This is a genomic window from Rhizobium phaseoli (genome assembly GCF_001664385.1).
GTDB lineage: Bacteria > Pseudomonadota > Alphaproteobacteria > Rhizobiales > Rhizobiaceae > Rhizobium > Rhizobium phaseoli.
Map to the genome: position 1 here is coordinate 3,399,667 of NZ_CP013532.1, position 22,356 is coordinate 3,422,022.

Below are 22,356 nucleotides of genomic sequence, written 5' to 3' on the forward strand. Positions count from 1 at the left end.
TAGGTAAAGGTAACTTTCATCAGAGGTTCGCAATGTTTGCCAGCATCAAGGAATCGCTCGGCTTTGGCCCTGCCGGTCAATCAAGTGGCCACGGCCACGGCGCCCACGCTCACTCACATGGAGAAGGCGGCCACGGCCATACTCACGGCGTGGTCGACCCGAGCATCGCCTCCTCCGAGCGTGGCATCTGGGCCATCAAGTGGTCTTTTGTGATCCTGGCGATCACCGCAGTGCTGCAGCTCGTTGTCGTTTTCTACTCGGGCAGCGTCGCACTTCTCGCCGACACCATCCATAACGTCGGCGACGCCGCTACGGCGATTCCCTTGTGGATCGCTTTCTCACTCGTCCGCCGTGCCGCGACGAAGACTTTCAACTACGGCCTCGGCCGGGTCGAGGACTACGCAGGCCTCATCATTGTTCTTATCATTCTCTTCAGCGCGCTTGTCGCCGGCTATGAGGCGATCGACCGCCTGATCAACCCGCAGCCGATCACCCAGCTTCTAGCGGTGGCGATCGCCGGCGTCGTCGGCTTCATTGGCAATGAGGCTGTCGCAGTGTTCCGTATCCGTGTTGGCCGTGAAATGAACAGCGCCGCGCTGATCGCCGATGGCTATCATGCCCGCACAGACGGGTTGACGAGCCTCGCCGTCGTCCTCGGCGCGCTGGGCGTCTGGATGGGCTTCCCGCTGGCAGATCCCATCATCGGCCTGCTGATCACGCTCGCGATATTTGGAATCGTCTGGCAGTCTGCGAGGGCCGTCGTCACCCGGAGCCTGGACGGCGTCGAGCCAAGCATTACGGACGAGATTCGTCATGCTGCCGAACACGTTCAAGGAATCGACAACGTCGTCGATGTGAAGGCCCGCTGGCTCGGCCACAAACTCTACGCCGATGTGGTCATTGAAGTGGATCCCTCAAAGACGCTGTCGGAAGCGAACGTGGTCGCGGCCACCCTTCGCCGAGAGCTGCAGGGACACTTGCCTTCCCTTGGAAACGCCACCACCATTCAGTTCCACGATCAAGGCGGCGCGCCGCCAGTTGCAGCAGCCCACGCCCACCATCACGCCCCAGCGCCGTTCACGGTGAATTCTCGATTGGCGACCGGATTGCTGGAGATTATCGACACGCCCGACGGCGAACGCATGCGTCTCTCGATCTCGAAGCATGCCAAGGGCATCGAAGCCGTGGTGGAGATCGCACGAGACGCCGGCGTCGAACGGCTGCCACTTCTTCCTTCGGCGACGGATCATCATGCTCTGGTCAGCACCATCGCTCCGGCGGAACCTCATGAGTTCGACGCCGTGCTCAAGCTGATGGCGGGTGTCGAGATCGATGACCTTGCTTTCCGGATGGAAGAGCCGGAAGGCCACCACCACTGACTTGCCGGACGGGCGGCCAACGGCGTAAGGTCGGGCCGCCTCCCTTAGAGGGATCGAGAACATGGACACGATGACCGAACCGCACACCCACGCCACCCATCCGGAGATCGTCAAGCGCCTGAAGCGGGCCGAGGGTCACCTGAAGAGTGTCATCACCATGATTGAGAGCGGCAAACCCTGCCTCGACATCGCCCAGCAGCTGTCGGCCGTCGAGAAGGCCATCGTCAATGCCAAGCGAACGCTGATCCAGGATCATCTCGATCACTGCCTCGAGGAGACCGTCGGCGCCCTTCCGCGCGACAAGCGGCAGTCTATCGACGAATTCAAGACAATCACCAAGTACCTCTGACGGCATGGCCGACCTGCTTGCCTATCTCGGACTGTTCGCTTCGGCCCTCGGCGCTGCGACGATCATGCCGATGCAGTCGGAAGCAGTCCTCGTCGGCCTCGTTGTATCGGCGAAGTTCTCGACGTTCGGGCTGATCCTCGTTGCCAGCCTGGGAAACGTTCTCGGCGCTTTCGCGAACTGGCTTCTCGGCCGCGGAATCGAGCGCTTCCGTGATCGGCCGTGGTTTCCGATCAAGCCCGCCGCGCTCGAACGGGCGCAAGCGTGGTACCAGCGCTTCGGAAAATGGTCGCTGCTTGGGAGCTGGCTGCCTGTCGTGGGCGATCCTATCACGTTGGTGGCGGGCGTCCTGCGGGAACCGCTGCCGACCTTTTTGGCTCTCGTGACCATTGCGAAGGTCGGCCGCTACCTCGGGCTTGCAGTGGCGACGACGGGACTGACCTGATGTTCCAGCAGATCGTCGACGTCCAGCGGGAAATCTATCTTGCCTTCGCCGGACACATCAAGGCGTTCGCGGCGGGAGGCGGCTGGGCCGCCTTCCTCGCATTCCTACCCATGGGAATCGTCTTCGGGGCAGTGCATGCAATGACTCCCGGCCACAGCAAGTCGGTGCTTGCCACCTATCTCGCGGGTTCCTCCACCAAGGCGCATCGCGCGCTTTTTGTGTCGCTGGCGCTATCCGTTACGCATGTGGCGATGGCCGTCCTCATCGCGCTGCTCGCCCTTCCGCTGGTATCGAATTCATTCGTCGATGCTGGATCATCCCCAGTTCTCGAAGTCGTTAGCCGCGGGCTGCTTGGGCTTATCGGCATATGGATGCTGCTTTCCGCAGTCTTCAGGCAAGCGCACGTCCATCCCGAAGGCGAAGGTCTCCTAGTTGGGTTCGTGGCGGGACTCGTGCCATGCCCATTGACGCTTTTCGTCATGACCTTTGCAATGATCCACCAAGTCGTCGTCACAGGGCTGTTGTTCGCGCTCACGATGATGATAGGCGTCGCGCTGACCCTGTCGCTCGTCGCCCTGCTCGCCGTCTTCTTCCGGGAACGTATTTCCCACCTCATGCGCACCCGTCCGCGACTCCTTGCTGCTGTCTCCCGCCTTACCGGAGGACTTGCAGGCGCCGCGCTGGTGGGTGTCGCCGCCGTTGAAATCTCGAACTGGATAACGACTGCTTGACACAGCGGTCATGCTTTGAAAATTTCGCGTCAAGGGGCAGCGATCGCCCCACGAGGCCACGGCCGAAGAATCGCGTCCTGTGAAACCGTTAGAACGGAGGACGCGCTGCCATGCCGTCATTTCTTGAAATCACATCAGACAAACTCAGCCGCATCGTAGGGACGCCCGGCGCCCCGGCGCTCATTGATGTCCGGATCGACGAGGATTTCAATGCAGATCCGCGCCTTGTTCCCGGATCCCAACGTCGAGACTACCGAACGGTGGAGGAATGGGAGTCGTCGATGGTCGGCCCAGTCGTCATTATCTGCCCGTCGCCGGAGTATAGGACGATACCGGGAGGCAGGTCCGTCTCAAACTGTTTGCGGGTAGGCGGTTTCAGTCGCTGCCAAATTGCCCGCCGGGTATCCTCATCCTCCACGATCATTGCGGTGCCTACGAGCTTGATCTGAACGCGGCTATCGAGATCGTAGGCAATCCCAGAAACTCGAGGGTCTCGGCCGATATCCTTGATCTTCGTCGACCGGATGTCCGTGATGAAGGAGACCGTGGCCCCGTCGAAGCTGGCCCCCTCGTACAATGACTGTCCGCAACCCGGGAGAGCCTGGAGCTAGGCAACCTCGGAACAAGATTTCGACACAAGATGCCGTAACTGGATTTGCGTCGGTCACGGTGACATACGAGTATCTCGGGGCAAAGACTCGGGTGTTTTTGCTATTTGGGCATTAAATGCCAATGGGCGAACCTATCGACTGATGGGGGAACTTTGAGCGACAACAGTGTCATTGAGGGAGCAATCAGCAACCTCGCAAATGCCATGCGCATATTCGGCGAACGGAATATGGATTTCGCCGCGATTTCAGAGTCGATCGGGAGGAAGCAATCGATAATGTTGATCGCACGTTTGAGATGAAGCTCCACGCCATCCACACGCTCTACGATGTTTCCAAGGAAATCTTTCCGTACTTGGATCATGCCGATGCTTGGCTTTTGATTGCAGTCAGGAATGCGATCCATCACCGCAATCACCCGCTTTTCCGCACACTTAATCATCGTTTGCACATTCAGGACGGCCTGCAGCGGTGGGCCGGCGCCTCCTTTCTGCTGGCAAGTCACCCGACCACCCACGGCGGGAAGATCATGATGTCGCACTATGTGCGCTTGGATGACCTGGATTCCCCTCTGAATCCTTCAGCCGCGTCACCGCATTTGGACAACTTCATCAACGGAAACAGAGTGGAGAACGAGGTTCGAGCTCATAAACGAGGGATTGAACCTGGGGGACATTCGAACCAAGGCCTCGCAAGAGCGCTATCCCCCGGATCAGGTGTACCTTGACCATTCGAGCGCCCACCGAAGTGCGCTCCACACCGCCAGCATAAGCTTTCAACTTTCCGGGGACACGGCCTCGCGTTGACTAGACGCTGGGTCTGGGCGGTCGTTTTCGGCCAACTCCTGGAACCGCCGTTCCGATGAGACGAGCCGACTGGTTGACGCCAGCAACTCGTATGATCGTTGGATGAGAGCGCGGGAGGATTTCAACGGGTCGAACGGGGGCTTGCCCATAGGTGCACACCGCAATTTGCAGGCGGGAGCACAGAGTAACCCTCAGCCGTCAGCGCCTACGAATTCGGTTGCCGACGATAGAGCGGATGTAGGGCCCTTTTCCGAAAAGTCCAACTTGTCGAGTTTCACGGGTGGGCGGCTCCGTGAAATGTTGTAACGCGATTCCGGCTGCCAAATTCTTTGGTGCGAAGACACATTGCATCAGTCCCCGTTCCCTTGTGTGTGACCTGAAGGTATCTATTGTCCACGAATGCCGGGCGTTGGGAGTATGTAATGGCGGCAGTGCCTTTCTCAAAGATTTCGACGCCGCTCAACGCGCTGTTCGCTACAATCGGTCTCCTGGTTGTTGCCGCACTGACGACGCAGGGCCTTACTGGACAGGAGAGGCTTGTCTTAGAGCTGCTACTTGCGGCAATTTGGCTGGCCTATGTTTTCCAACTGAGCGGCACATTGCTTTCACGACGCCACTTGTCGGGCGGGATGGCGGCCCTCGTGATCGATTTGCTCGCGGTTCTGGTTCCGGCTGCTGCATTCTTGTTCGTTGGGTCCCGTGATCGAGACCTCTATTGCGCCATTTGGCTTCTCAAGCCGTTGCGCGACTCGACCTTCTTCAGGCTGCTGGCAAAGGTGGTCGCGAATGAATCGCGCAATCTGCTTGGCGTGACATCGGTGTTCGGCATCGTTCTTTTTGGCGCTGCGTTGGCCGGTTATATCATCGAGCGAGACGTCCAGCCCGACAAGTTCGGCAGCATTCCGCAGGCGATGTGGTGGGCGGTCGTGACGCTGTCGACGACCGGTTACGGTGACGAGATCCCGCAGAGCCTTGCAGGTCGAGTTCTGGCCGGATTGGTGATGATGAGCGGGATCGGTATTTTTGCTCTTTGGGCAGGCATCCTCGCCACCGGCTTCTACGAAGAGGTTCGCCGCCAAGACTTCGTTCGCAACTGGCAATTGGTCGCTGCCGTACCCCTGTTCCAGAAGCTTGGTTCCGCGGCACTGATCGAGATCGTTCGGGCGTTGCGACCGCGCATTGTCCCCGCAGGTTCCGTGATCTGCCGCAAAGGTGAGGTTGGCGATCAGATGTTCTTCATTGTCGAGGGGCGGGTCACCGTGGCGACACCCGACCATCCAGTGGAACTCGGTGCCGGAAACTTCTTTGGCGAGATGGCGCTGATCAGTGGCGATCCCCGCTCAGCGACGGTCAGCGCGGCAACCGAGGTATCGCTGCTGTCGCTCTACGCCGTGGATTTCCAGATGTTGTCGAGCAGTAGTCCGGAGATCGCGGAGACCATCCGCAAGACGGCGCTGGAGCGGCGGGGCGGGGCGCCCGGGTTGCCATAACACTCCGGCATGGCAGTGAAATAAGGAACAGCAATTCCCCCTGTTGCCTATGACGACAGCGATCGATTTCGCAGAGAGCCGCGAATGATTGGTGTAGATGAGACCAACCCAGTCCCCTGTCCCCTCGCGCACCAGCAACAAATAGCCGCCCGCGGGCGGGCGTTGGCAATTAGCGTGATCAGCCGGCTTCCCTCAATTTTAGTGGTCTCTCCTGACTCAGCTCCGATCCAATCAGCCGTTCATATTCTGCCTCCGGGACGCCGTAGGAGGAGCCGGCAACTTCAAGGAGGATTCCACGGTTCACAATACGAACGTTGCCTCTCGTTGACTTGATCGCGTGCATACCTTCGAGGATGTGCAATTGAAGCGTGACGCCCGCACGCCTAACTCCCAGCATCAACGCAAGGAAGTCGTGGGTAAGCGGCATGTCGTCCACGTTAAGGCGATCATGACACATCAGCAGCCAGCGGGCTAATCGCTGGTGCATGTAGTATCGTGCAGCCGCCAACGCGGAGTGAGCAAGTTGCAGCTCCCGAGTGTGGATGTAGCGCAGAAAAATGAGGTGGGCTTCCGGGTTGGCCTGGAGCGAGAGAAATCGGTTTGCGGACAACGCAAGCCCCGACCCTGCGACCTGCATGAACGTACGGTTCGGCGTTCGATCGATACCAAGCAGAACAGGATATCCGCTGATACCCTCATACCCGATATGGCCAACTTCGAGACTGTTGCCATCCGCGCTTGTGGCCACCATCGAGGCCAAGCCGCTCTCAATAAAATAAACATGCTCAATCGGTTTGTTGGCTTCGACGAGCGGAGTGCCCACCGGTAAATCGACGCGCTTCAAATAAGGGGCAATAAGCGTGAATGCCTCATCAGGAAGGCCGCGTATCAACCTGTTGGTTGTCCTATCTTTGATGATTCCTGCCACAGCCTCGCCTCCCCGATGCTCACGGCTTGCTTCATCATTCCTTCGCGCAAACAGCTTCCAACTTTCTCAATAAACGCACAAGGGAAGAAATCGATACAGTAGATCGCAGGCTCTGTGCGCTCTCCGACAATTCCAAGTCGAAGGCTTTGAATTTGCTGAGCCGGCGATGCGCCGGCTCGCACCCCGCGGTCGCGGCATGTTCGTGTTCTGAACCGTGGCGCCGTCGTCATCACGCTGTCGCCTTTCACCCGTTTTCAGGGCGCTACCGTGGGAGCAGTCACGTGAGCGGAGATGCTTCCGCGTGTGGGCACGACGCGTCAAATACGGACGAACGTCCTTCATCTGAAACGAAAAGCATCGTTATTCGACCAGGAGATCAGCATCGGTTGCGATACCGCTGTGCTGGGTGACAGTGCAGAAGTTCACGGACATGCTGTTGAGAGCAGCATTATCGCCGTTTTTCAGTAAAGATGGGCGCAGTCATGATGTTATACAGTCGTGACGATCCGGATATCGCCTTTGCGATCAATGACATCGACCACGACCTGGCGGCCGGAGCGGCGCAATGCGATATCCGCGGAGCCGGCGCCGATGCGCAGGCGCCGCAACACGACTTCGTCAAGAAACGCGGGAAGCTGCGGCTCATGAAAGCTGATCTGTAACGTCCTCGGATCGAAATCGAGGCCAAGGCATGATTGTAAGAGGAAGAGCGGTGCTGCCGCCGCCCAGGCTTGAGGGGAGCAGGCCACTGGATAAAAAGTCGGGCCCTGCGCTCGCTGACGCGACAACCCGCAGAAAAGTTCGGGAAGCCGCCGCAGATCGATATAAGTAGACGCCGCAAAGAGGCCATCGAATATTCTCGCCGCTGCGGTTCGATAGCCATAGACCGCGAGACCCTTGGCGATCAAGGCGTTGTCGTGCGGCCAAATCGAGCCGTTGTGATAACTCATCGGGTTATAGCGCGCCTCGGTTGAGGCGACGGTTCGAATGCCCCAACCGCAGAACGATGACGCGCTCATCAAGGTGCGCGCAACCTGTTCGGCTCGCTCCTGATAGGCGATACCGGTAAATAGCGCATGGCCCGCATTTGACGATCGAACTCTGCAAGGTCGCTTATCGCCGTCGAGTGCCAGGACATAGGTACCAAGCTCCTCGTCGAAAAAGTGTTCGTCGAAGGCGAGGCGTAGTTGGTCTGCCCTCGCAAGCAGAGCCGATGCGCGGCCTGATTTCCCGCAGCGCTGGAATATTTCTGCCGCAGCCTTCCAGGCACCGTAAACATAGGCTTGGACTTCGGCAATTGCGATCGGCCCCTTGGCCAGACGTCCGTCGGCATGGAAAACGGAATCATGACTGTCTTTCCAGGCCTGATTGATCAAGCCTTCCTCAGTCAGTCGGCCATACTCGACGAAGCCATCGCCGTCACGGTCGCCGTAATCCTCAATCCATGATAATGCCGCCTCGATCTGAGGCAGAATATGTTTGATGGTCTCAAGGTCGCCGGTCCGTTTAACATAGTCGCCGGCCAGCATGACGAACAGCGGTGTGGAATCGATGCTGCCGTAGTAGCGACGAAACGGAACCTCGCCCAACTCGGCCATTTCTCCGCAACGGACCTCGTGCAGAATTTTCCCAGGCTCCGCGTCGCGGGCCGGATCTAATTCCTTCGCCTGGTTTGCGGCCAGATAACCTAGAACGCCACCGGCGATCTCCGGTTCGAGCCAAAGTGTCTGCATGGCGGTTATGAGTGCGTCCCGCCCGAAGACGGTGCTAAACCACGGAATGCCTGCGTAGGGATAGGGTCCCTCCGGCATGTCGGTCATCAACATATGCAGATCCGCCGCGCATCGTCGTGCTGCCTCGTTGAAGATCTCGTTGGAAGTAAGGATCGAAGCCGTTTTCGACGACAAGGTTCGAAGGGCACGCCGGGCGTCACGCAAGGCGAAGAAGAAGGACCAGTGGCGCGATTTTTCGTCTTCTCCCGGATCGCATGCGATTTCGATGAACAATGAGCGGGTTTCGTGCGGCGCAAGCCGCAGGTCATATCGGACGAGCCCATCGTCGGATTCGTCTGGGGGAGGATCGAAAGAGACTCTCGTCGACCGCCGACGATGGTCGAGACCTTCATAGGAAAGAAGGATTGCCTCACCCTTGACGATCGGCTTCAGATGTTGGCCCCGCTTGGCTCTCGCAGTTCCGCGTACCTCGAAGAGGTCGGCGAAGTCTGCTGCAAATGCAATCTCGATGCGGACGTCCTGCGGAGCTTCGTGGTAGTTGCGCACCGTCAGCCGTTCGTGACAACGCGAGTTCCACAGGAAACGGGTGCGTCGCAGATGCACCTGATCGTGGCCGATAATGAGTTTTCCGGCTGTGTCGAAAAGATCGGGATTGGTCAGGTCGCATGTGAGCGTGGCATTGTCGTCGCGCAATGTCGAAGACAGCAGCATCGGCCTCTGGCCATTTATCGCCAAGGTGAGGTGAGAGAGATAGCGCGTGTCGCGATGGAAAATCCCCTCCGGACTGTCCGGTCCAGAAAGGATGTCACCATTGTGATCGAAAACGCCGAATGTATCGCCGTGTTTCAGGATCAGTGGCTGTCGCTCCTGGAGGGAAGCGGTTGCCGGAATCATAAACTGAGCGATCGGCGTACCTGAGGCCGCCGGCGCTGGGAGACTGTCGGAGGGATCGATCGGCATTTTTCCCATCCTCTGATCAATTGATGAGCTCCGTACCAACGGCATAGCTCTTGGAATGGCGCAGTCGAGGGATCTTTGGGTGAACACCAGGCAATTGCCGATATATGTCCAGGTAATCCGTAGCCATTCGTTCAGCGGTGAAGCGTTTCTCGAAAGCTCTCCGCACTCCGCTGCGATCAAGCTTCAGCGCCCATTCGATATTCTCGGCGGCTTCGGCGACATTATCCACAAGAATGCCGGAGACATCGTTGTCAATCAACTCGGGCGCCGAACCTCGTCGGAAGGCGATGACGGGGGTGCCGCAGGCCATCGCCTCGATCATGACCAACCCGAAGGGTTCCGGCCAGTCTATCGGAAAGAGCAGCGCACGGGCGTTGCCGAGAAAATCTGCCTTCTGGTCGTCGTTGATCTCGCCGATGAATTCGACATTCTGATGACTTTTGACCATTGGTTCGATCACCGTCTCCCAGTAGGTTTTGTCAGCCGCGTCGATTTTTGCCGCAATCTTCAAGGGCATTCCGGTTCGGTTGGCGATCTCGATTGCGCGGTCGGGGCGTTTCTCCGGCGCGATGCGGCCGAGAAAGGCGAGGTAATTGCCATTCGGCATTTCGGTGAACGGCAACAGGTTTGGCGGCAAACCATGATAGACCGTTCCGGACCAATTAACTGGTGGCATCGGTCGGCGCTGGTCGTTCGAGACTGACACCAGCGGAACCTCTGCGAAAACCTGGTAGAAAGAACGCAGGTCGGGCAGATCCAGGCGCCCGTGCAGGGTAGTAACCGCTCGATTGGCGAAATTGTGAACCAACGGGAAGTGCAGCATATCAATGTGAAAATGCAGGACATCGAACTCACTGGCCCGGCGGCGAACCTGCTCAAGCATGAGGATGTGATACGGCAGGTGATCCTTGATCGCCGGGTTGAGCCTCAGTGCAGCATCCGAACATGGTATCAGCTTCGCGCCGGTGACGGAATCGCCGCTGGCAAAGAGGGTCACGTCGTGGCCCTTCGCGACGAGTTCTTCACAGAGAAAGGACACAATACGTTCAGTTCCGCCATAAAGCCTAGGCGGAACGCTTTCTGCAAGCGGCGCAATTTGAGCGATCTTCATGGCAATTCTCCTCAAAAGAGCAACGAACCATGACCGCAGACCGACACGCCAGCAGGCAAGCTGCTGAAACCGAGCGGGGCGGCAAGCTTTGAAGAGATTGACAGAGCAATTCGATGTTGCGGCGTGAAGACATCGACGTCGTTACTGTGTAGCCTCATGCTTCCAGAGTTTCGTTACAGGACATTGTACACTTCATGACTGGATAACGGCGCAACGCGGACAAGGTTCGATTACATCTAGATCATTGTAGGAACGATGGCCCGCTATCCTCGAAGAAAAGGGTGAAGTCAGCCAAGAATAGCAATTCCCGCAAGTTGTTGCCTCGTTCGATTGTCGTCATGATTGAAGAATATCTCGACCGGCAATCTCTATGTAAACTTGGGGCTGTTGTCGTCGGGATGCACGATGCGTCGAGCGTCGACGAGGAAGGTACGCTGCCCAATAGCTGGAAAGTCGTGCTTCACTTCGAATTAGATCCGAACCGGTCCAGTACAACCGCAAGGTTGCCTAACAACTTTGCGCCGCCGATCAAGATCCAGTAGATACCACTTCTGTATTGACGTCTTTCAGCGATGGCCCATTTTGGAGTACGTGATAATGCATACGGATTAACGCATGTGCCGCCGCATCTATGTTAGTCAGTCTTTTCAAGAGCTGGCAGAAAGCTTTAGCTTTGCTGAGCAGGGCAAGGTGGATGACCTCGGTGATCGGCTCCCTCGTTACAATGGCGCTCCGGCCGAAGTTTACCACATCATCATCCAGGACAATGCGCGGCAGGGAGATAGGTCGAGGCCTGCCTTTGCTATCGCCCGCTGGGGCTTCATGCCGACGGGGATGGACCCACGCCGCCAGGCACCGGCAATCGTGCGCGGCGACACGATGGCCACTCATCACATGTTCCGGGATGCTTACCGGTCGCGCCGCTGCCTGGTTCCGGTCAGTGGCTTCATCGAATGGAGCGAGAGCAATCAACCGTACGCTGTCGCCTTGAAGGATCGATCGACTTTCGCCCTGGCGGGCATTTGGGAAGTTTGGCGCCATCCGGTCGGCATCGACATCCGCACATTTGCCGTCGCAACCTGTGCACCAAACGACACGATTGCGGCGATCCACAATCGCATGCCGGTCGTGCTTCGTCCCGAGGATTATGAGCGTTGGCTATCTGCAGATCCAGATCCACATGACCTGATGAAGCCATTCGACGCCAAAGCGATGACGATGTGGCCGGTCGCGCGCCGCGTAGGCAACGCCAGGAAGGCCGGCCCAGAAATCCTAAGTAGAATTGATATAAACTAAAGATTAACTCGGCATTCTGATTAACAATTTTAGGCAAATTGACGTTCTTTCAAACTATGTCATCCTTTCAACCTGCCGCATCCCTCCGTTAACATCTCTGACCGAGGCGGCATTGGGTAATACGAAATGCCCCGTCCTGGCGGGGCGTTTCGCTGATTGGGCTCCGATACTGCGGGACCTTCGGTCCAATACCGTACAGGAACCACGGCGGTCGGCTTTGGTTAGTGCAGTGGGATCGCAAAGAGGCCCTGTACCCAGGGCCGGTCCGCATCCCTTTCCTTGCTTTGCGATCCCGACCTTTCCAATTTGCCCCGCCCTCCGCGGGGCTATTTTTGTTCGGCTTGGAACGGGCCGGGCTAAGCTTAGTCGAGGTCTGAGATAGCAGCCGCAGGCGCTCCTGGGGGCCACTCTCGCGGAGGTAGCTCAGGTCAGAACCTCCTGGATTTTGCTGGACACCGCGCAACGCCGATTTACATCGGCGCAGAAAATAAACACTGAAATTGGCCCCACCCGCCAATTTTTTATCAGGCGATGCTGTTTCTCCGCCAACATCTCTGTGTTAGGCAGCCCAAAAGCGCCACTCTTGGGCGCGACAACCTTACGCTCTCGATATCGAAGGCAGGCGCTGGCATTGAAGGTTTATCGACCAGAGATCGATGGCTTAAGGGCCATATCGGTGATCGCGGTTATTCTTTATCACGCCGAGTTCACGATTGCCGGCCACACCATGCTGCGGGGCGGGTACATTGGCGTCGATGTGTTCTTCGTGATCAGCGGCTTCCTGATTTCCCAGATTCTGCTGACGGAAATCGAAGCAACGGGACGGATCGATTTCCTTAGATTCTATACACGGCGTGCGCGGAGAATTCTGCCGGCCTTGTTCGCGGTCATCTTCGCGACAATGCCCTTCGCCTATTACCTCTTATTGCCATCGGAACTGCTGGATTTCGCTAATTCCATCGGTTCCTCGCTCCTGTTTGGATCGAACATCTATTTCTATTTTACTGCGGCCCAGTACGGGGAGCCGGATACCCTTCTCAAGCCCTTTCTGCACACCTGGTCGTTGAGCGTCGAAGAGCAATTTTATATCGGCTTTCCGCTCTTATTGCTGATCACGCGCCGATATTTGAAATCAAGGTTTTTGGCCTGCGTGTTGCTCATCGCAGCCTTAAGCTTTGCGTTCTGTGTCCTCACGGTACGGTATGATCAGCAACAGGCCTTTTACTCGCCGCTCACCCGGGCCTGGGAGCTTCTGGCCGGAACGCTTCTTGCCTTTTACGAGGTGAGGCGCGGACGCGCGCGCCCTCGGCCGTTGCTTGCGGCGGCCGGGCTTGCGCTCGTGCTCGGTTCCCTGATCTTGTTCGGCAAGGACACGGTTCATCCTGGCCGGCTCACCGTCATTCCCGTCATCGGGACCTGCCTGGTGCTGGCGTTCGCCAGTCACAAGAATACGGTCGGGCGCCTGTTGGCGTCTCGGCCCGCAGCGCTCACCGGGATCGTCTCCTACTCCCTTTACCTGTGGCATTATCCAGTCTTCGCCTTCGCGCGGCTGACAAGCGTTGATTTTACCAACGGCGACAAGTTTCTTGCCGTTGCAGCGACTGCCCTGGTCGCGGTCGTCGGCTTCGTCGTCATCGAAAGGCCCTTCCGCTACACCAGAAGAAACCGCGCCTTCTGGATCTCCCTGGGCGCATCAGTTGCAACCATCACGGCTGCTGTCGTGTCGGCAATCACCATGGCCGGTTTTCCGCACCGGCTGGATCAGGTCTATTCCCCTGTCGCGCAGGCGAACGAAGCACGACTCGAGAGGACTTTTCTGAGCTTGAACGACAACATTCAGCCAGAAAAGCCGATCATCTTCATCATCGGGGACTCGTTCGCCAGGAACTGGTCAGTCGCGCTCAAAAATTACATCGACGCCGACCGATACCAGGTCGTGGCGATCAGCTACTTGAACTGCATGGTGGAAATCAAGAACGATAAGGTTAAGGCTCCCTCTCGCGCCAGCATCTATGACAAGTACTGCATTCCCTTTGAAAAATACATCAACGACAAGTCATTGCTGAGCCGAACGAAAGCGATTTTCCTCGCGAGTAATCAGCCTTTTGAGTACACCGTGAACCCGTTCCGGTTTGAGCTTATTTCCTGGATGAAAAGCCATTCGGACGACGCGAAAATTTTTGTTTTCGGAAATTATTTCCAGCTGGATCGATTGCACTCGTGCCTGGGGCTGATGTTTCAGACAAAATCCGATGCCTCCACGTGCCTGCGGTTGGCGACCTATCCGCCGGCCAACCAGACGATAACGAAGTTGCCCTTTTACCCGTCGGATCTTGCATTCAATTACATCGATATCATCAAGCTTCACTGCGATTACGACAAGGAGAAGTGCCTCACCAGCAGCGGGGGTGTTCCGTTCATGACGGACTGGGGCCATCTGACAGCCGAATTTCTGACGACCTTGCTTGGCGACATTCTGGAAAAGAGAGCCGCCGACCTCAGGGGCACCGGCCTTCTCGATTTCCTCGTACAGCCGCACGATCGGCAAGCCGAACGAACGGCAAGTTCTCAGCCGCACGCCGGCCCCGCGTCTTCCGCGTCTCCATCAGAGTAGGCGGCCTGACGCCGGGAACGACGGTGAGACAAGAGCCCTTTTGATCACATGAAACCCGGATTTCGCGGCAGATACTGCGTCCAGTCGCCATAGCCGGGCGATGCCATCAACAGCATCGGAAAGCTGATCCGCATGCCTTGATCGACGGCAAGGCTCAAGGCGCTGTCGCATGTCCCCGGCAGGAACGCCGAAATCTTCTCGGCAGAGCCATCTGCCGCCAGCGTCAAGGCCGCCGCAAAGGCATCGTGAAGAACGTCGGCTCGCTTCACGGCGAGCGGACCAATATGTCCGTTGACGCCAACATAGCAGTAGCCGACCAGATCATTACCGGCATGGAGCAAGAGCCCCGTGATCGCCGGATCATCGAACAAATAGCGGTGATGTTTCTCGCGCGAGACGCCGATGGCACGGCAATCGATCGCGCCAAGGTTCGCCATGGTGCCAGCACTGTTATCGATCGCGACGGCGCGCAACGGCACTTGCGGCAATGTCCGTCTCAGCCGCTCGCGCTCGGCAGAAAAGAAGTAGACCGGCATCTTCGGAAAGAGGCCATGCCTGATATAAAGCCCCTGCGAGACGCGATTGAAGGTGAAGGTGATCAGAGCCTTATGCGCTGCGCCCGATTTTCGGGCGTGCGCGAGGGTTCGTTCCAACAGCGCATTGCCGATACCCTGCCCTTGTCGGCCGGGATCGACGAACAGCTGGGCGAGGAACCAGACATCGCCGCAAACCCAGCTCCAGGCAAAGCCGACAATTTCGCCGCCTTCTTCGGCGAGCCACAGGCCGTCCGGATCATCCTTGAGCGAAAACAGCTGAAAGCTGGGAGGGCTTGGCATCGCCATCGGTCCGAAGCCATGGCGGACAGTCAGCTCGTTGATGCTGGCGACCACCAGCGCATCGCTGGCGGCCAAATCTTCCGGCCGGGCAGGCCTGTAGACAGGCGGCATCGGATAACCCCATAATCTTTCGCGATTGGCCGCGAGGGGACGGATGGTCGTCTCCACGTAAGCCTCTTCGCGTCTGGCGCTTTGGCCGCGCAGGGAGAACGCAGGCTCGATGCTTCAGCCACCGGCACGATCTTCCAACGCTGAGATTGTGACGATAACACAGGAGTTGTCAGTTTCGTCCTATCGGCTGCGTCAATTTCCTTCGGGCGGCCGATCTCCAAAATCCAACATTGACGTTGACCGAACTTCCACATCCATTCGTTAGTAATTTGTTGACCATAAGCTGGCTTTATTGAGCCTGATGGATGCGGCGTTTCCCGCCCGTCGTCGCGTGTTTGGTGTAGGACGGTTGGTGGTGTTGACGTATTCAATACAAGGATTGTCGGGCGGAATTGCCGCGCTTCTGTCGCGTGCAAAACGCGTTGCAACACAGACCATTCTGCCGGCTCTGTTTGCGTTTCCCGCGCTCGTCGGTACCGCATCCTTCGCCTCAGCCGAAGACCGCGCCCTGAAGCTGTTCTTTACCCACACGGGCGAGAAGGCGACGATTACCTATAAGCGGGATGGAAAATTCGATCCCAAAGGGCTCGCACAGATCAATCGGTTCCTGCGCGACTGGCGGAGGAACGAGCCGACCCGGATGGATCCCCGGCTGCTCGACCTGGTCTGGGAGGTGTACAAGCGCAGCGGCGGCAAGGATTATATCCATGTCGTTTCCGCCTATCGCTCGCCTGCAACCAACAACATGCTGCGCAACCGCTCGCGCATCACCGGCGTCGCCAAGAAGAGCCAGCACATGCTGGGCAAGGCGATGGATTTCTACGTTCCCGGTGTGAAGCTTTCGACGCTGCGGGCGATTGCCATGCAGATGCAGGTCGGCGGCGTCGGATATTATCCGACCTCGGGATCGCCCTTCGTCCATCTCGACGTCGGCAATGTCAGGGCCTGGCCGCGCATGTCGCGGCAGGAACTCGCCCGGATCTTCCCGAATGGGAAGACGATGCATCTTCCGGCCGATGGCCGGCCGCTGCCGGGATATAATCAGGCGGTTGCGAACTACCGAAAGCGCGTCAGCCCCACCGCGATCGAGATCGCCAGCACCGCCGGAGAAGACGATGACGCGGGAGCTTCGACCATGCGGGGCGGAGACACCACCGACGGCAAGCTCGTGACGGCGCTTCTGCCGACACCGAAAAGCCGGGCGTTGAACGCGCTCGCGCTGCAGACCGGCGCGGGCGAGCGGGATGACAATGGCGCCGCTCCGGATGTTTCACCCTTGCCGATTCCAATACCGGCGATGCGCCCGCCTTCCCTTGCGCATGAGACGAGCCCCGATACAGAACTCAAGACGGCCTCGATCGGCCCGATTGCCGCACTTGCGGAAAACCAGACCTCGGCATTGCCTGTTCACGCCCGCTTCCATCCCCGCATTCTTGCCCCGGGGGCCGCCAGCCCGGGTGCGGCTCTGATCGCCTCGCTGCCGATGACCGCCTCCTGGGAAGAAGCGAATTTCCTGAGCTCGACCTCCGAGGCGGCGCTGATGAAATGGGCGCTGCATTCTCAAGGCGAAGCGGCAGGATTGAGCGCGCCGCGTGTCTCGCCCCGCACGGTCCATCGAGAGCCTGTCGCGACGTCAGCGAAACAGGTGACCCCGATCGCCGCCGGAGGCCCGTTCGATGCCAGCCGGTTTACATCGCCTCCGGAGGGTTGACCTCAGTCGTCAGGCTGATGCGCTGCGCCCGTGGCAACAACGTTCGAATGGCTTCCTCGCGCCAACCGGAGGCAGGAGGCTTCGAGGGGGATGGCGGCGGGCGGCCAGTTTTGACCCGCTCGCTTGGTCCGAAAGCGTACCGGAACCCAGGGGATAGCTCCCCGTTATAACCGCGGGATCGCACAGGTGGCCCCATTTTGGGTCCGTCCGCTCTTCCTTCCTGGCGATCCCGTCCTTTCCCCTCATTGCCCCGTTTCGGCGGGGCTTTCTTTTGCCTCGTCCAGCGGCCTGCGGTCAGTCGCAGACGATGCCGTAGATTTCGCGATATTGATCCAACTGTTCTTTCGGTCCGGCCAAGAGCAGCGGGCAGGCGGTATAGTTGCCCTTGATTTTCCCATTCTCGACATAGAGCCAGTCGAAGATATCCGACTTCGCGAACTCGACGCGATCCCCTTGCTTTATGTTGTGGATGTATTCCGGCCTATCGCCAAGAAGTGCGGTGAAATGATCACCCGACGCCTCGATCTGGTAGACCCACATGAATTCTACCTCTGACGCCATCTGGTCGGTAGTCAGCACCACGCCCTTATCCTTGTCCTTGAAACCGAGCTTGAGGCTGTAATTATCGGTTCCCGCCTGTGGGTTTTGCAGTTTCTCGAAGAAGCCGTCCAGCTCCCCCATCGATTTCTCATGGGCCTTGGCCATGGCCGGATTGCCGGGCGCGATCTTCCGGACATTGGGATTGTCCTGGGCGAGCGCGCGCTCGGCGGGAATGGCCGACATGGAGAGCACAAGCATTGAGAGGAGTGAAATGACACTGCGCAACATTCGATGGGCCTTAAATTGTTGTGACTATACGGCGCAACATAGCTATCTCCGGTTGATCTTCAATACCGGCTTGATGCACCGGCGGCGCCGCTGCTAGCGTTCCGATGCTGGGAGATCTTTGCCTCTCTGCGGTCGAAGCGCGGGAAAGCCTCGTACCCACATCGAATGACTGGCGTTCCCTTCGGCTTGAGCGTTTACTGGATTGCTCTGGCGGAGGAGGCAAACCATGGCCATGTATCTCACGCGCTTCAGCTACACGCCCGAGACCTGGGCGCGCATGATCGAAAACCCCGAGGATCGCCGGGAGGCAGCCCGCAGCTACATCGAATCCGTGGGCGGAAAGCTCCATGGGTTCTGGTACGCGTTCGGCGAGCATGACGGCTGGAATTTGTGGGAAGCGCCCGACAACGTCTCGATGGCGGCTGTCACGCTTGCGATCGGCGCTGGAGGGGCTCTCCGCTCTATCGAGACCACTGTCCTTCTCGACGTCGAGGATACGATCCAGGCCTTGGAAAAGGCGAAGACGATCCGCTATCGTCCACCGGCGGCGTAGGCCGACCGCCCTTCCCGAAAGCCGGTTTCGCTGCTGCTATGCGAGCTGACGACTAAAGGCGTCGTCGCCTATTCGCCGAGGCTGTCGCGGATCACTTCGATCAGCGCCGCTCCGACCAGTGTGCCGAAGACGGTACCAATATCGTCGGCGAGTTGGCGGCTGACGATATTGGTGGAAACGGCGCAATCCATTGGCCATTCATCAGGCGCAACACTCCCGGAGTAGCATGGCAGCATACGGGGCGACACCATCTCGTTGCCGCTGACCCGCGTTAGCATCGTGTTAGCGCGATCCATCTACTGTGACGACGCGCAACCGGGGCAAGCGGAGTGGCGACGAGCCCTGAAACGTCGACAGACGGAGGTTACATGAAACTGGTTCCAGGCAGCTTGATATTGTCGTGTGCCATGCTGCTGTCCGGGGCGCCCGGATTCGCCGCCCCTGGCGGATGGCAGTCGGATGGCCAAGGCACGAGATACTGGCACGTCACGCCACCGCCCGGGCAATGCAACATAAGCCAGGCAAGAAACCTGGCGCTTCGCGCCGGCATCTATCGCAGCGAGATCATACAGCAGGATGAGAATGTCATCGTGCTCAGGGGTCTGGATCAATCGGGCGACCGGCGAGTGATCGGCTTCGCCAACATCAGGGGATGCCCCGAGTTGGACGGTTATGAGGATACGCGCCCCTGAGGGCACGGTCGGGGTTTGATCGCCGAACGCTGCGACTGGAAATGCTGCAGGCCACCCGGCCATGGTAGGCCAGCTTGCGCCCGATATCTCCGTGACATGCTCGCAGAGAGCAAAGACGTTCGGGATGTCAGCAATGGCGTCGTCGGCCCTACTCGCTCTGCCTGAGATTGCGAATCCGGTCGAACAGCACCGCCAGCACGATCGCCCCGCCGATAAACGTCCCCTGCCAGAAGGCATTGATGCCGAGCAGGCCGAGGCTGTTGCGGATGACCTCGATCAGCGCTGCGCCGACCAGGGCGCCGAAGGCGGTGCCGACGCCGCCGGCCAAGTTGGCGCCGCCGATGACAGCGGCGGCAATGACCTGCAGCTCCATGCCGGCGCCGATATTGGTGGTGACGGCGCCGAGCCAGCCGGTCTGGACGATGCCGGCAATGCCGGCCGAGAGTGCCGAGATCATATAGACGGCGACCTTGATGCTGCGCACGGGAACGCCGGTGAGCGTGGCGGCATGCTCATTGCCGCCGATGGCGAAGATATAGCGGCCGAAGCGCGTCCAGCGCAGCACGAAGCCGGTCAAGAGCGCCAGGATGACCATGTAGAGGACCGGGTTGGCGATGCCGAGAAACCAGGCGCCGCCGCCGAGTGCCAGCAGCTTGTCGTGGTCGGGGCCGAACTGGAAGACGACGGTGTTGTTGGAGGCGACCATCGCGAGGCTGCGGGCCACCGACAGCATGCCGAGCGTGACGACGAAGGGCGGAAAATCGAGATAGGCGATCATCACGCCGTTGAAGGCGCCAACGAGAAGGGCGGTGCCGATCGCCGCCGCTATGCCGATCTCGATGCCGTAACCGGCATGCATGGTGACCGCGAGCACCATGCTGCAGAGGCAGAGCACCGAGCCGACCGACAGATCGATGCCGCCTGTGATGATGACGAGCGTCATGCCGAGCGCGATGATGGCGACGAAAGTGACGTTGCGGGTGATATTGTAGAGGTTCTTCGCCGTCGCGAAGGAATCGGTGGCGACGGAGAGGAAGAGGCACGCGAGAATGACGGCGATCAGCACCCAGAAGGTCTGGCTGCCGACGAACTCCGACAGCCGGCTTCGCTCTCTCTGTGCAATTGTCTGGTCGAGGGTGACTGCCATTATTGACCTTCTTTTCTGCCCGTGAACCAAGCTGCGCCGATCAGACCTGTTCGATGGCGCCCGTGATAAGACCCGTCACTTCCTCCGGCGAACTCGCCGCGATCGCCTTGTCGGCGACTTTCCGGCCGCGGCGCATGACGATCACCCGATCGGCGACGGTGAAAACGTCGGGCATACGGTGGCTGATCAGGACGACCGCGATGCCGCGGTCGCGCAGTTCGCGGATCAGGTTGAGGACTTCAGCCACCTGGCGGACCGAAATGGCTGCGGTCGGCTCGTCCATTAGCACGATCTTCGCCTCCGACAGCATGGTGCGGGCGATCGCCACCGCCTGCCGCTGGCCGCCCGACATTTGCTTGACGAGATCACGCGGGCGGGTTTCCGATTTCAGCTCCTTGAAGATCTCGCCGGCGCGCCGATACATCGTCTTGTAGTCGAGGACCTTCAGGGGGCCGATGCCGCGCCTGAGCTCGCGGCCGAGGAAGACGTTGGCGGCCGCCGTCAGATTGTTGCAGAGCGCCAGATCCTGATGGACGATCTCGATGCCGTGCTGGCGCGCCTCGACCGGGCGATGCATGACGATCTCCTTGCCCTCGAGGCGCATCGTGCCTTCGCTCGGGCGGAAATTGCCGGCGATCATCTTGACCAGCGTGCTCTTTCCCGCGCCGTTATCGCCCATCAGGCCGACGACCTGGCCGGCCTCGAGCGTGAACGACACGTCGTTGACCGCCTGGATGGCGCCGAAATGTTTCGAGATATTGGTGAGTTCGAGAACCGCTGTCAGCCGACCACCCTCCCAGGAACCTGCAGGCCTGCCTTCGCCGCCGGCTGCCGATACCCGGCCGCCGGTTGGACGCCTGCGATCTCGCTCGGCCGATCTCCTCCCGGAAAAGCGATTATGTTCATTAATGCAAAAGCACCAGGAATCGTCAATCAAATGTCCGCTAAAACGGCCCCTCATCACAAAAATCTATTTTGTACGATAAATACAGATTGACGCCGGAAACGCGCGGATATTAGCTGTTACTGGGAGAGAGGTATGCTGATCCTTGTCACCGGGGCTACGGGCAAGGTCGGGCGGCGCTTCATAACTGGGCTGCTTGACGAGCCGAGATTTTCCAATGCACGCATTCGCGCGCTTTGTCATAATCGCGCGCTTGAAGAGACCGACCGCATCGATGTGGTCAAGGGTTCGATCGCCGACAGCGCTGTCGTGGCCGCGGCGATGGAGGGCGTCACCCATGTGCTGCATCTCGCCACCTGCAAGGAGACGCCCGACACCGTCATGGATGTGACGGTCAAAGGGCTGTTCTGGCTGCTCGAAGCCTTCCGCACCAGCCCGACGGCCGAGCAATTCATTCTGATCGGCGGCGACGCCGGCATCGGCCATTTCTTCTATCGCCACGACGGGCCGGTGACCGAGGCCACGCCGCATCGCGCCTATCCCGGCTGTTACGCGCTTTCCAAGGTGCTGGAAGAGGTGATGCTGGAGCAGTTCGCCATCCAGTACGGCATCAATACCTGCTGCCTGCGCGCGCCCTGGATCATGGAGAAGGATGATTTCAAATTCACCCTCTCTTTCGGCGACGATCTGTTCGGCGGGCCGGACTGGAAGACGTTCGTCTCCCCGGCCGAGGCCGAACGATACGCCCGCGCGGGCACGGTGCCGCTGCTGCGCGATGCCGACGGGCGGCCGCTGAAGCGCAATTTCGTGCATGTCGACGATCTGGTTTCGGCGATATTGGCGGCGATCGACAATCCGCGCGCCAAGGGAGAGCTCTTCAATATCGCGATGGATCGTCCCGTCGATTATGGGGAAGTCGCCGCCTATCTCGCCCGCACGCGCGGGCTGGGCTCGGTCGACATTGCAAGCCAGTTCCACTCCAACTGGATGGACAACAGCAAGGCGAAATACCTGCTGGACTGGCGCCCCGTCTACGATCTGGAAAAGCTCATCGATTCAGCCTGGGAATACCGTCGTTCAGGGGAGGAGCCTCGCATCGTCTGGTATCCCGGTTGATTACGCGGCGG

At 59.0% G+C, this 22,356-nt stretch carries 21 protein-coding genes and 2 pseudogenes; 12 read left to right on the plus strand and 11 right to left on the minus strand.

The window, feature by feature from the left end; all coding sequences use genetic code 11:
- The first annotated feature begins 32 nt into the window (after nt 1-32).
- From AMC88_RS16430 to AMC88_RS34080, 5 genes and pseudogenes are all read left to right on the plus strand, one after another.
- Nucleotides 33-1,379, plus strand: a complete 1,347-nt coding sequence (locus AMC88_RS16430) for a cation diffusion facilitator family transporter (protein WP_064825518.1) — start codon at nt 33-35, stop codon at nt 1,377-1,379.
- Between the two features lie 70 nt (nt 1,380-1,449).
- Nucleotides 1,450-1,728 carry a metal-sensing transcriptional repressor gene (locus AMC88_RS16435; protein WP_086004640.1) on the plus strand — a complete coding sequence of 93 codons (279 nt, stop codon included), beginning with the start codon at nt 1,450-1,452 and terminating at the stop codon, nt 1,726-1,728.
- Between the two features lie 4 nt (nt 1,729-1,732).
- Nucleotides 1,733-2,170 carry a YqaA family protein gene (locus AMC88_RS16440; RefSeq protein WP_012484851.1) on the plus strand — a complete coding sequence of 146 codons (438 nt, stop codon included), beginning with the start codon at nt 1,733-1,735 and terminating at the stop codon, nt 2,168-2,170.
- On the plus strand, nt 2,170-2,901 hold the full coding sequence (locus AMC88_RS16445) for a HoxN/HupN/NixA family nickel/cobalt transporter (protein WP_081277735.1): 732 nt from the start codon (nt 2,170-2,172) through the stop codon (nt 2,899-2,901). The genes AMC88_RS16440 and AMC88_RS16445 overlap by 1 nt, the downstream gene beginning before the upstream one ends.
- A 110-nt stretch (nt 2,902-3,011) precedes the next feature.
- Nucleotides 3,012-3,209, plus strand: a pseudogene (locus AMC88_RS34080) (rhodanese-like domain-containing protein); the annotation flags it as partial.
- Here the strand turns inward: AMC88_RS34080 and AMC88_RS33670 are convergent.
- Both AMC88_RS33670 and AMC88_RS33675 read right to left on the minus strand, forming a co-directional pair.
- The gene (locus tag AMC88_RS33670) at nt 3,152-3,478 is read right to left on the minus strand and encodes a pyridoxamine 5'-phosphate oxidase family protein (RefSeq protein ID WP_012484853.1); all 327 of its coding nucleotides are present in this window, start codon (nt 3,476-3,478) and stop codon (nt 3,152-3,154) included. The pseudogene AMC88_RS34080 and the gene AMC88_RS33670 overlap by 58 nt on opposite strands.
- Before the next feature lie 134 nt (nt 3,479-3,612).
- The gene (locus tag AMC88_RS33675) at nt 3,613-4,050 is read right to left on the minus strand and encodes a hypothetical protein (RefSeq protein WP_157050089.1); all 438 of its coding nucleotides are present in this window, start codon (nt 4,048-4,050) and stop codon (nt 3,613-3,615) included.
- A gap of 687 nt (nt 4,051-4,737) precedes the next feature.
- Between AMC88_RS33675 and AMC88_RS16460 the strand changes: the two genes are divergently transcribed.
- The gene (locus AMC88_RS16460) at nt 4,738-5,805 is read left to right on the plus strand and encodes a cyclic nucleotide-binding domain-containing protein (RefSeq protein WP_064825519.1); all 1,068 of its coding nucleotides are present in this window, start codon (nt 4,738-4,740) and stop codon (nt 5,803-5,805) included.
- Nucleotides 5,806-5,983: 178 nt separating this feature from the next.
- Here AMC88_RS16460 and AMC88_RS16465 read toward each other — a convergent pair whose 3' ends face one another.
- The 4 genes and pseudogenes from AMC88_RS16465 to AMC88_RS34085 form a co-directional block, all read right to left on the minus strand.
- Entirely contained in the window at nt 5,984-6,733 is a 750-nt protein-coding gene (locus AMC88_RS16465) for a Crp/Fnr family transcriptional regulator (protein ID WP_012484857.1), read from the minus strand.
- A 488-nt stretch (nt 6,734-7,221) separates the two neighbouring features.
- A complete protein-coding gene (locus AMC88_RS16470) occupies nt 7,222-9,435 on the minus strand; it encodes an amylo-alpha-1,6-glucosidase (protein ID WP_012484859.1) in 2,214 nt (737 codons plus the stop codon).
- Nucleotides 9,436-9,442: 7 nt separating this feature from the next.
- Nucleotides 9,443-10,537, minus strand: coding sequence for a glycosyltransferase family 4 protein (locus AMC88_RS16475; protein ID WP_012484860.1), 1,095 nt, complete (start codon nt 10,535-10,537; stop codon nt 9,443-9,445).
- Between the two features lie 383 nt (nt 10,538-10,920).
- Nucleotides 10,921-11,007, minus strand: a pseudogene (locus AMC88_RS34085) (histidine kinase); the annotation flags it as partial.
- Nucleotides 11,008-11,152: 145 nt separating this feature from the next.
- Between AMC88_RS34085 and AMC88_RS16485 the strand changes: the two are divergent.
- Together AMC88_RS16485 and AMC88_RS16490 are read left to right on the plus strand one after the other, a co-directional pair.
- Nucleotides 11,153-11,833: an SOS response-associated peptidase gene (locus AMC88_RS16485; protein ID WP_012484862.1), complete on the plus strand. Its 681-nt coding sequence runs from the start codon at nt 11,153-11,155 to the stop codon at nt 11,831-11,833.
- A 631-nt stretch (nt 11,834-12,464) separates the two neighbouring features.
- Nucleotides 12,465-14,447, plus strand: coding sequence for an acyltransferase family protein (locus tag AMC88_RS16490; protein WP_041683738.1), 1,983 nt, complete (start codon nt 12,465-12,467; stop codon nt 14,445-14,447).
- 44 nt (nt 14,448-14,491) lie between these two features.
- On the opposite strand, the gene AMC88_RS16495 is transcribed toward AMC88_RS16490, so the two are convergent.
- Nucleotides 14,492-15,394, minus strand: coding sequence for a GNAT family N-acetyltransferase (locus AMC88_RS16495; protein WP_012484865.1), 903 nt, complete (start codon nt 15,392-15,394; stop codon nt 14,492-14,494).
- 301 nt (nt 15,395-15,695) lie between these two features.
- Between AMC88_RS16495 and AMC88_RS16500 the strand changes: the two genes are divergently transcribed.
- Entirely contained in the window at nt 15,696-17,105 is a 1,410-nt protein-coding gene (locus AMC88_RS16500; protein ID WP_064825520.1) for a peptidoglycan L,D-endopeptidase MepK, read from the plus strand.
- A gap of 294 nt (nt 17,106-17,399) precedes the next feature.
- On the opposite strand, the gene AMC88_RS16505 is transcribed toward AMC88_RS16500, so the two are convergent.
- Nucleotides 17,400-17,888, minus strand: coding sequence for a YegJ family protein (locus AMC88_RS16505; protein ID WP_225880684.1), 489 nt, complete (start codon nt 17,886-17,888; stop codon nt 17,400-17,402).
- 271 nt (nt 17,889-18,159) lie between these two features.
- Here AMC88_RS16505 and AMC88_RS16510 point away from each other — a divergent pair, with 271 nt between their 5' ends.
- Entirely contained in the window at nt 18,160-18,486 is a 327-nt protein-coding gene (locus AMC88_RS16510; protein WP_010020924.1) for a GYD domain-containing protein, read from the plus strand.
- A gap of 68 nt (nt 18,487-18,554) precedes the next feature.
- On the opposite strand, the gene AMC88_RS34520 is transcribed toward AMC88_RS16510, so the two are convergent.
- Entirely contained in the window at nt 18,555-18,677 is a 123-nt protein-coding gene (locus tag AMC88_RS34520) for a hypothetical protein (protein ID WP_016733822.1), read from the minus strand.
- A gap of 177 nt (nt 18,678-18,854) precedes the next feature.
- Between AMC88_RS34520 and AMC88_RS16515 the strand changes: the two genes are divergently transcribed.
- Nucleotides 18,855-19,178, plus strand: coding sequence for a hypothetical protein (locus AMC88_RS16515; protein ID WP_064825521.1), 324 nt, complete (start codon nt 18,855-18,857; stop codon nt 19,176-19,178).
- 148 nt (nt 19,179-19,326) lie between these two features.
- Here the strand turns inward: AMC88_RS16515 and AMC88_RS16520 are convergent, their stop codons facing one another.
- Both AMC88_RS16520 and AMC88_RS16525 read right to left on the minus strand, forming a co-directional pair.
- The gene (locus AMC88_RS16520; RefSeq protein ID WP_064825522.1) at nt 19,327-20,325 is read right to left on the minus strand and encodes an ABC transporter permease; all 999 of its coding nucleotides are present in this window, start codon (nt 20,323-20,325) and stop codon (nt 19,327-19,329) included.
- 40 nt (nt 20,326-20,365) lie between these two features.
- Complete coding sequence (locus tag AMC88_RS16525; RefSeq protein ID WP_064825523.1) at nt 20,366-21,286, minus strand: ATP-binding cassette domain-containing protein; 921 nt, start codon at nt 21,284-21,286, stop codon at nt 20,366-20,368.
- Nucleotides 21,287-21,364: 78 nt separating this feature from the next.
- Here AMC88_RS16525 and AMC88_RS16530 point away from each other — a divergent pair, with 78 nt between their 5' ends.
- Nucleotides 21,365-22,345, plus strand: a complete 981-nt coding sequence (locus tag AMC88_RS16530; protein ID WP_064825524.1) for an NAD-dependent epimerase/dehydratase family protein — start codon at nt 21,365-21,367, stop codon at nt 22,343-22,345.
- The last annotated feature ends 11 nt before the right edge of the window (nt 22,346-22,356 follow it).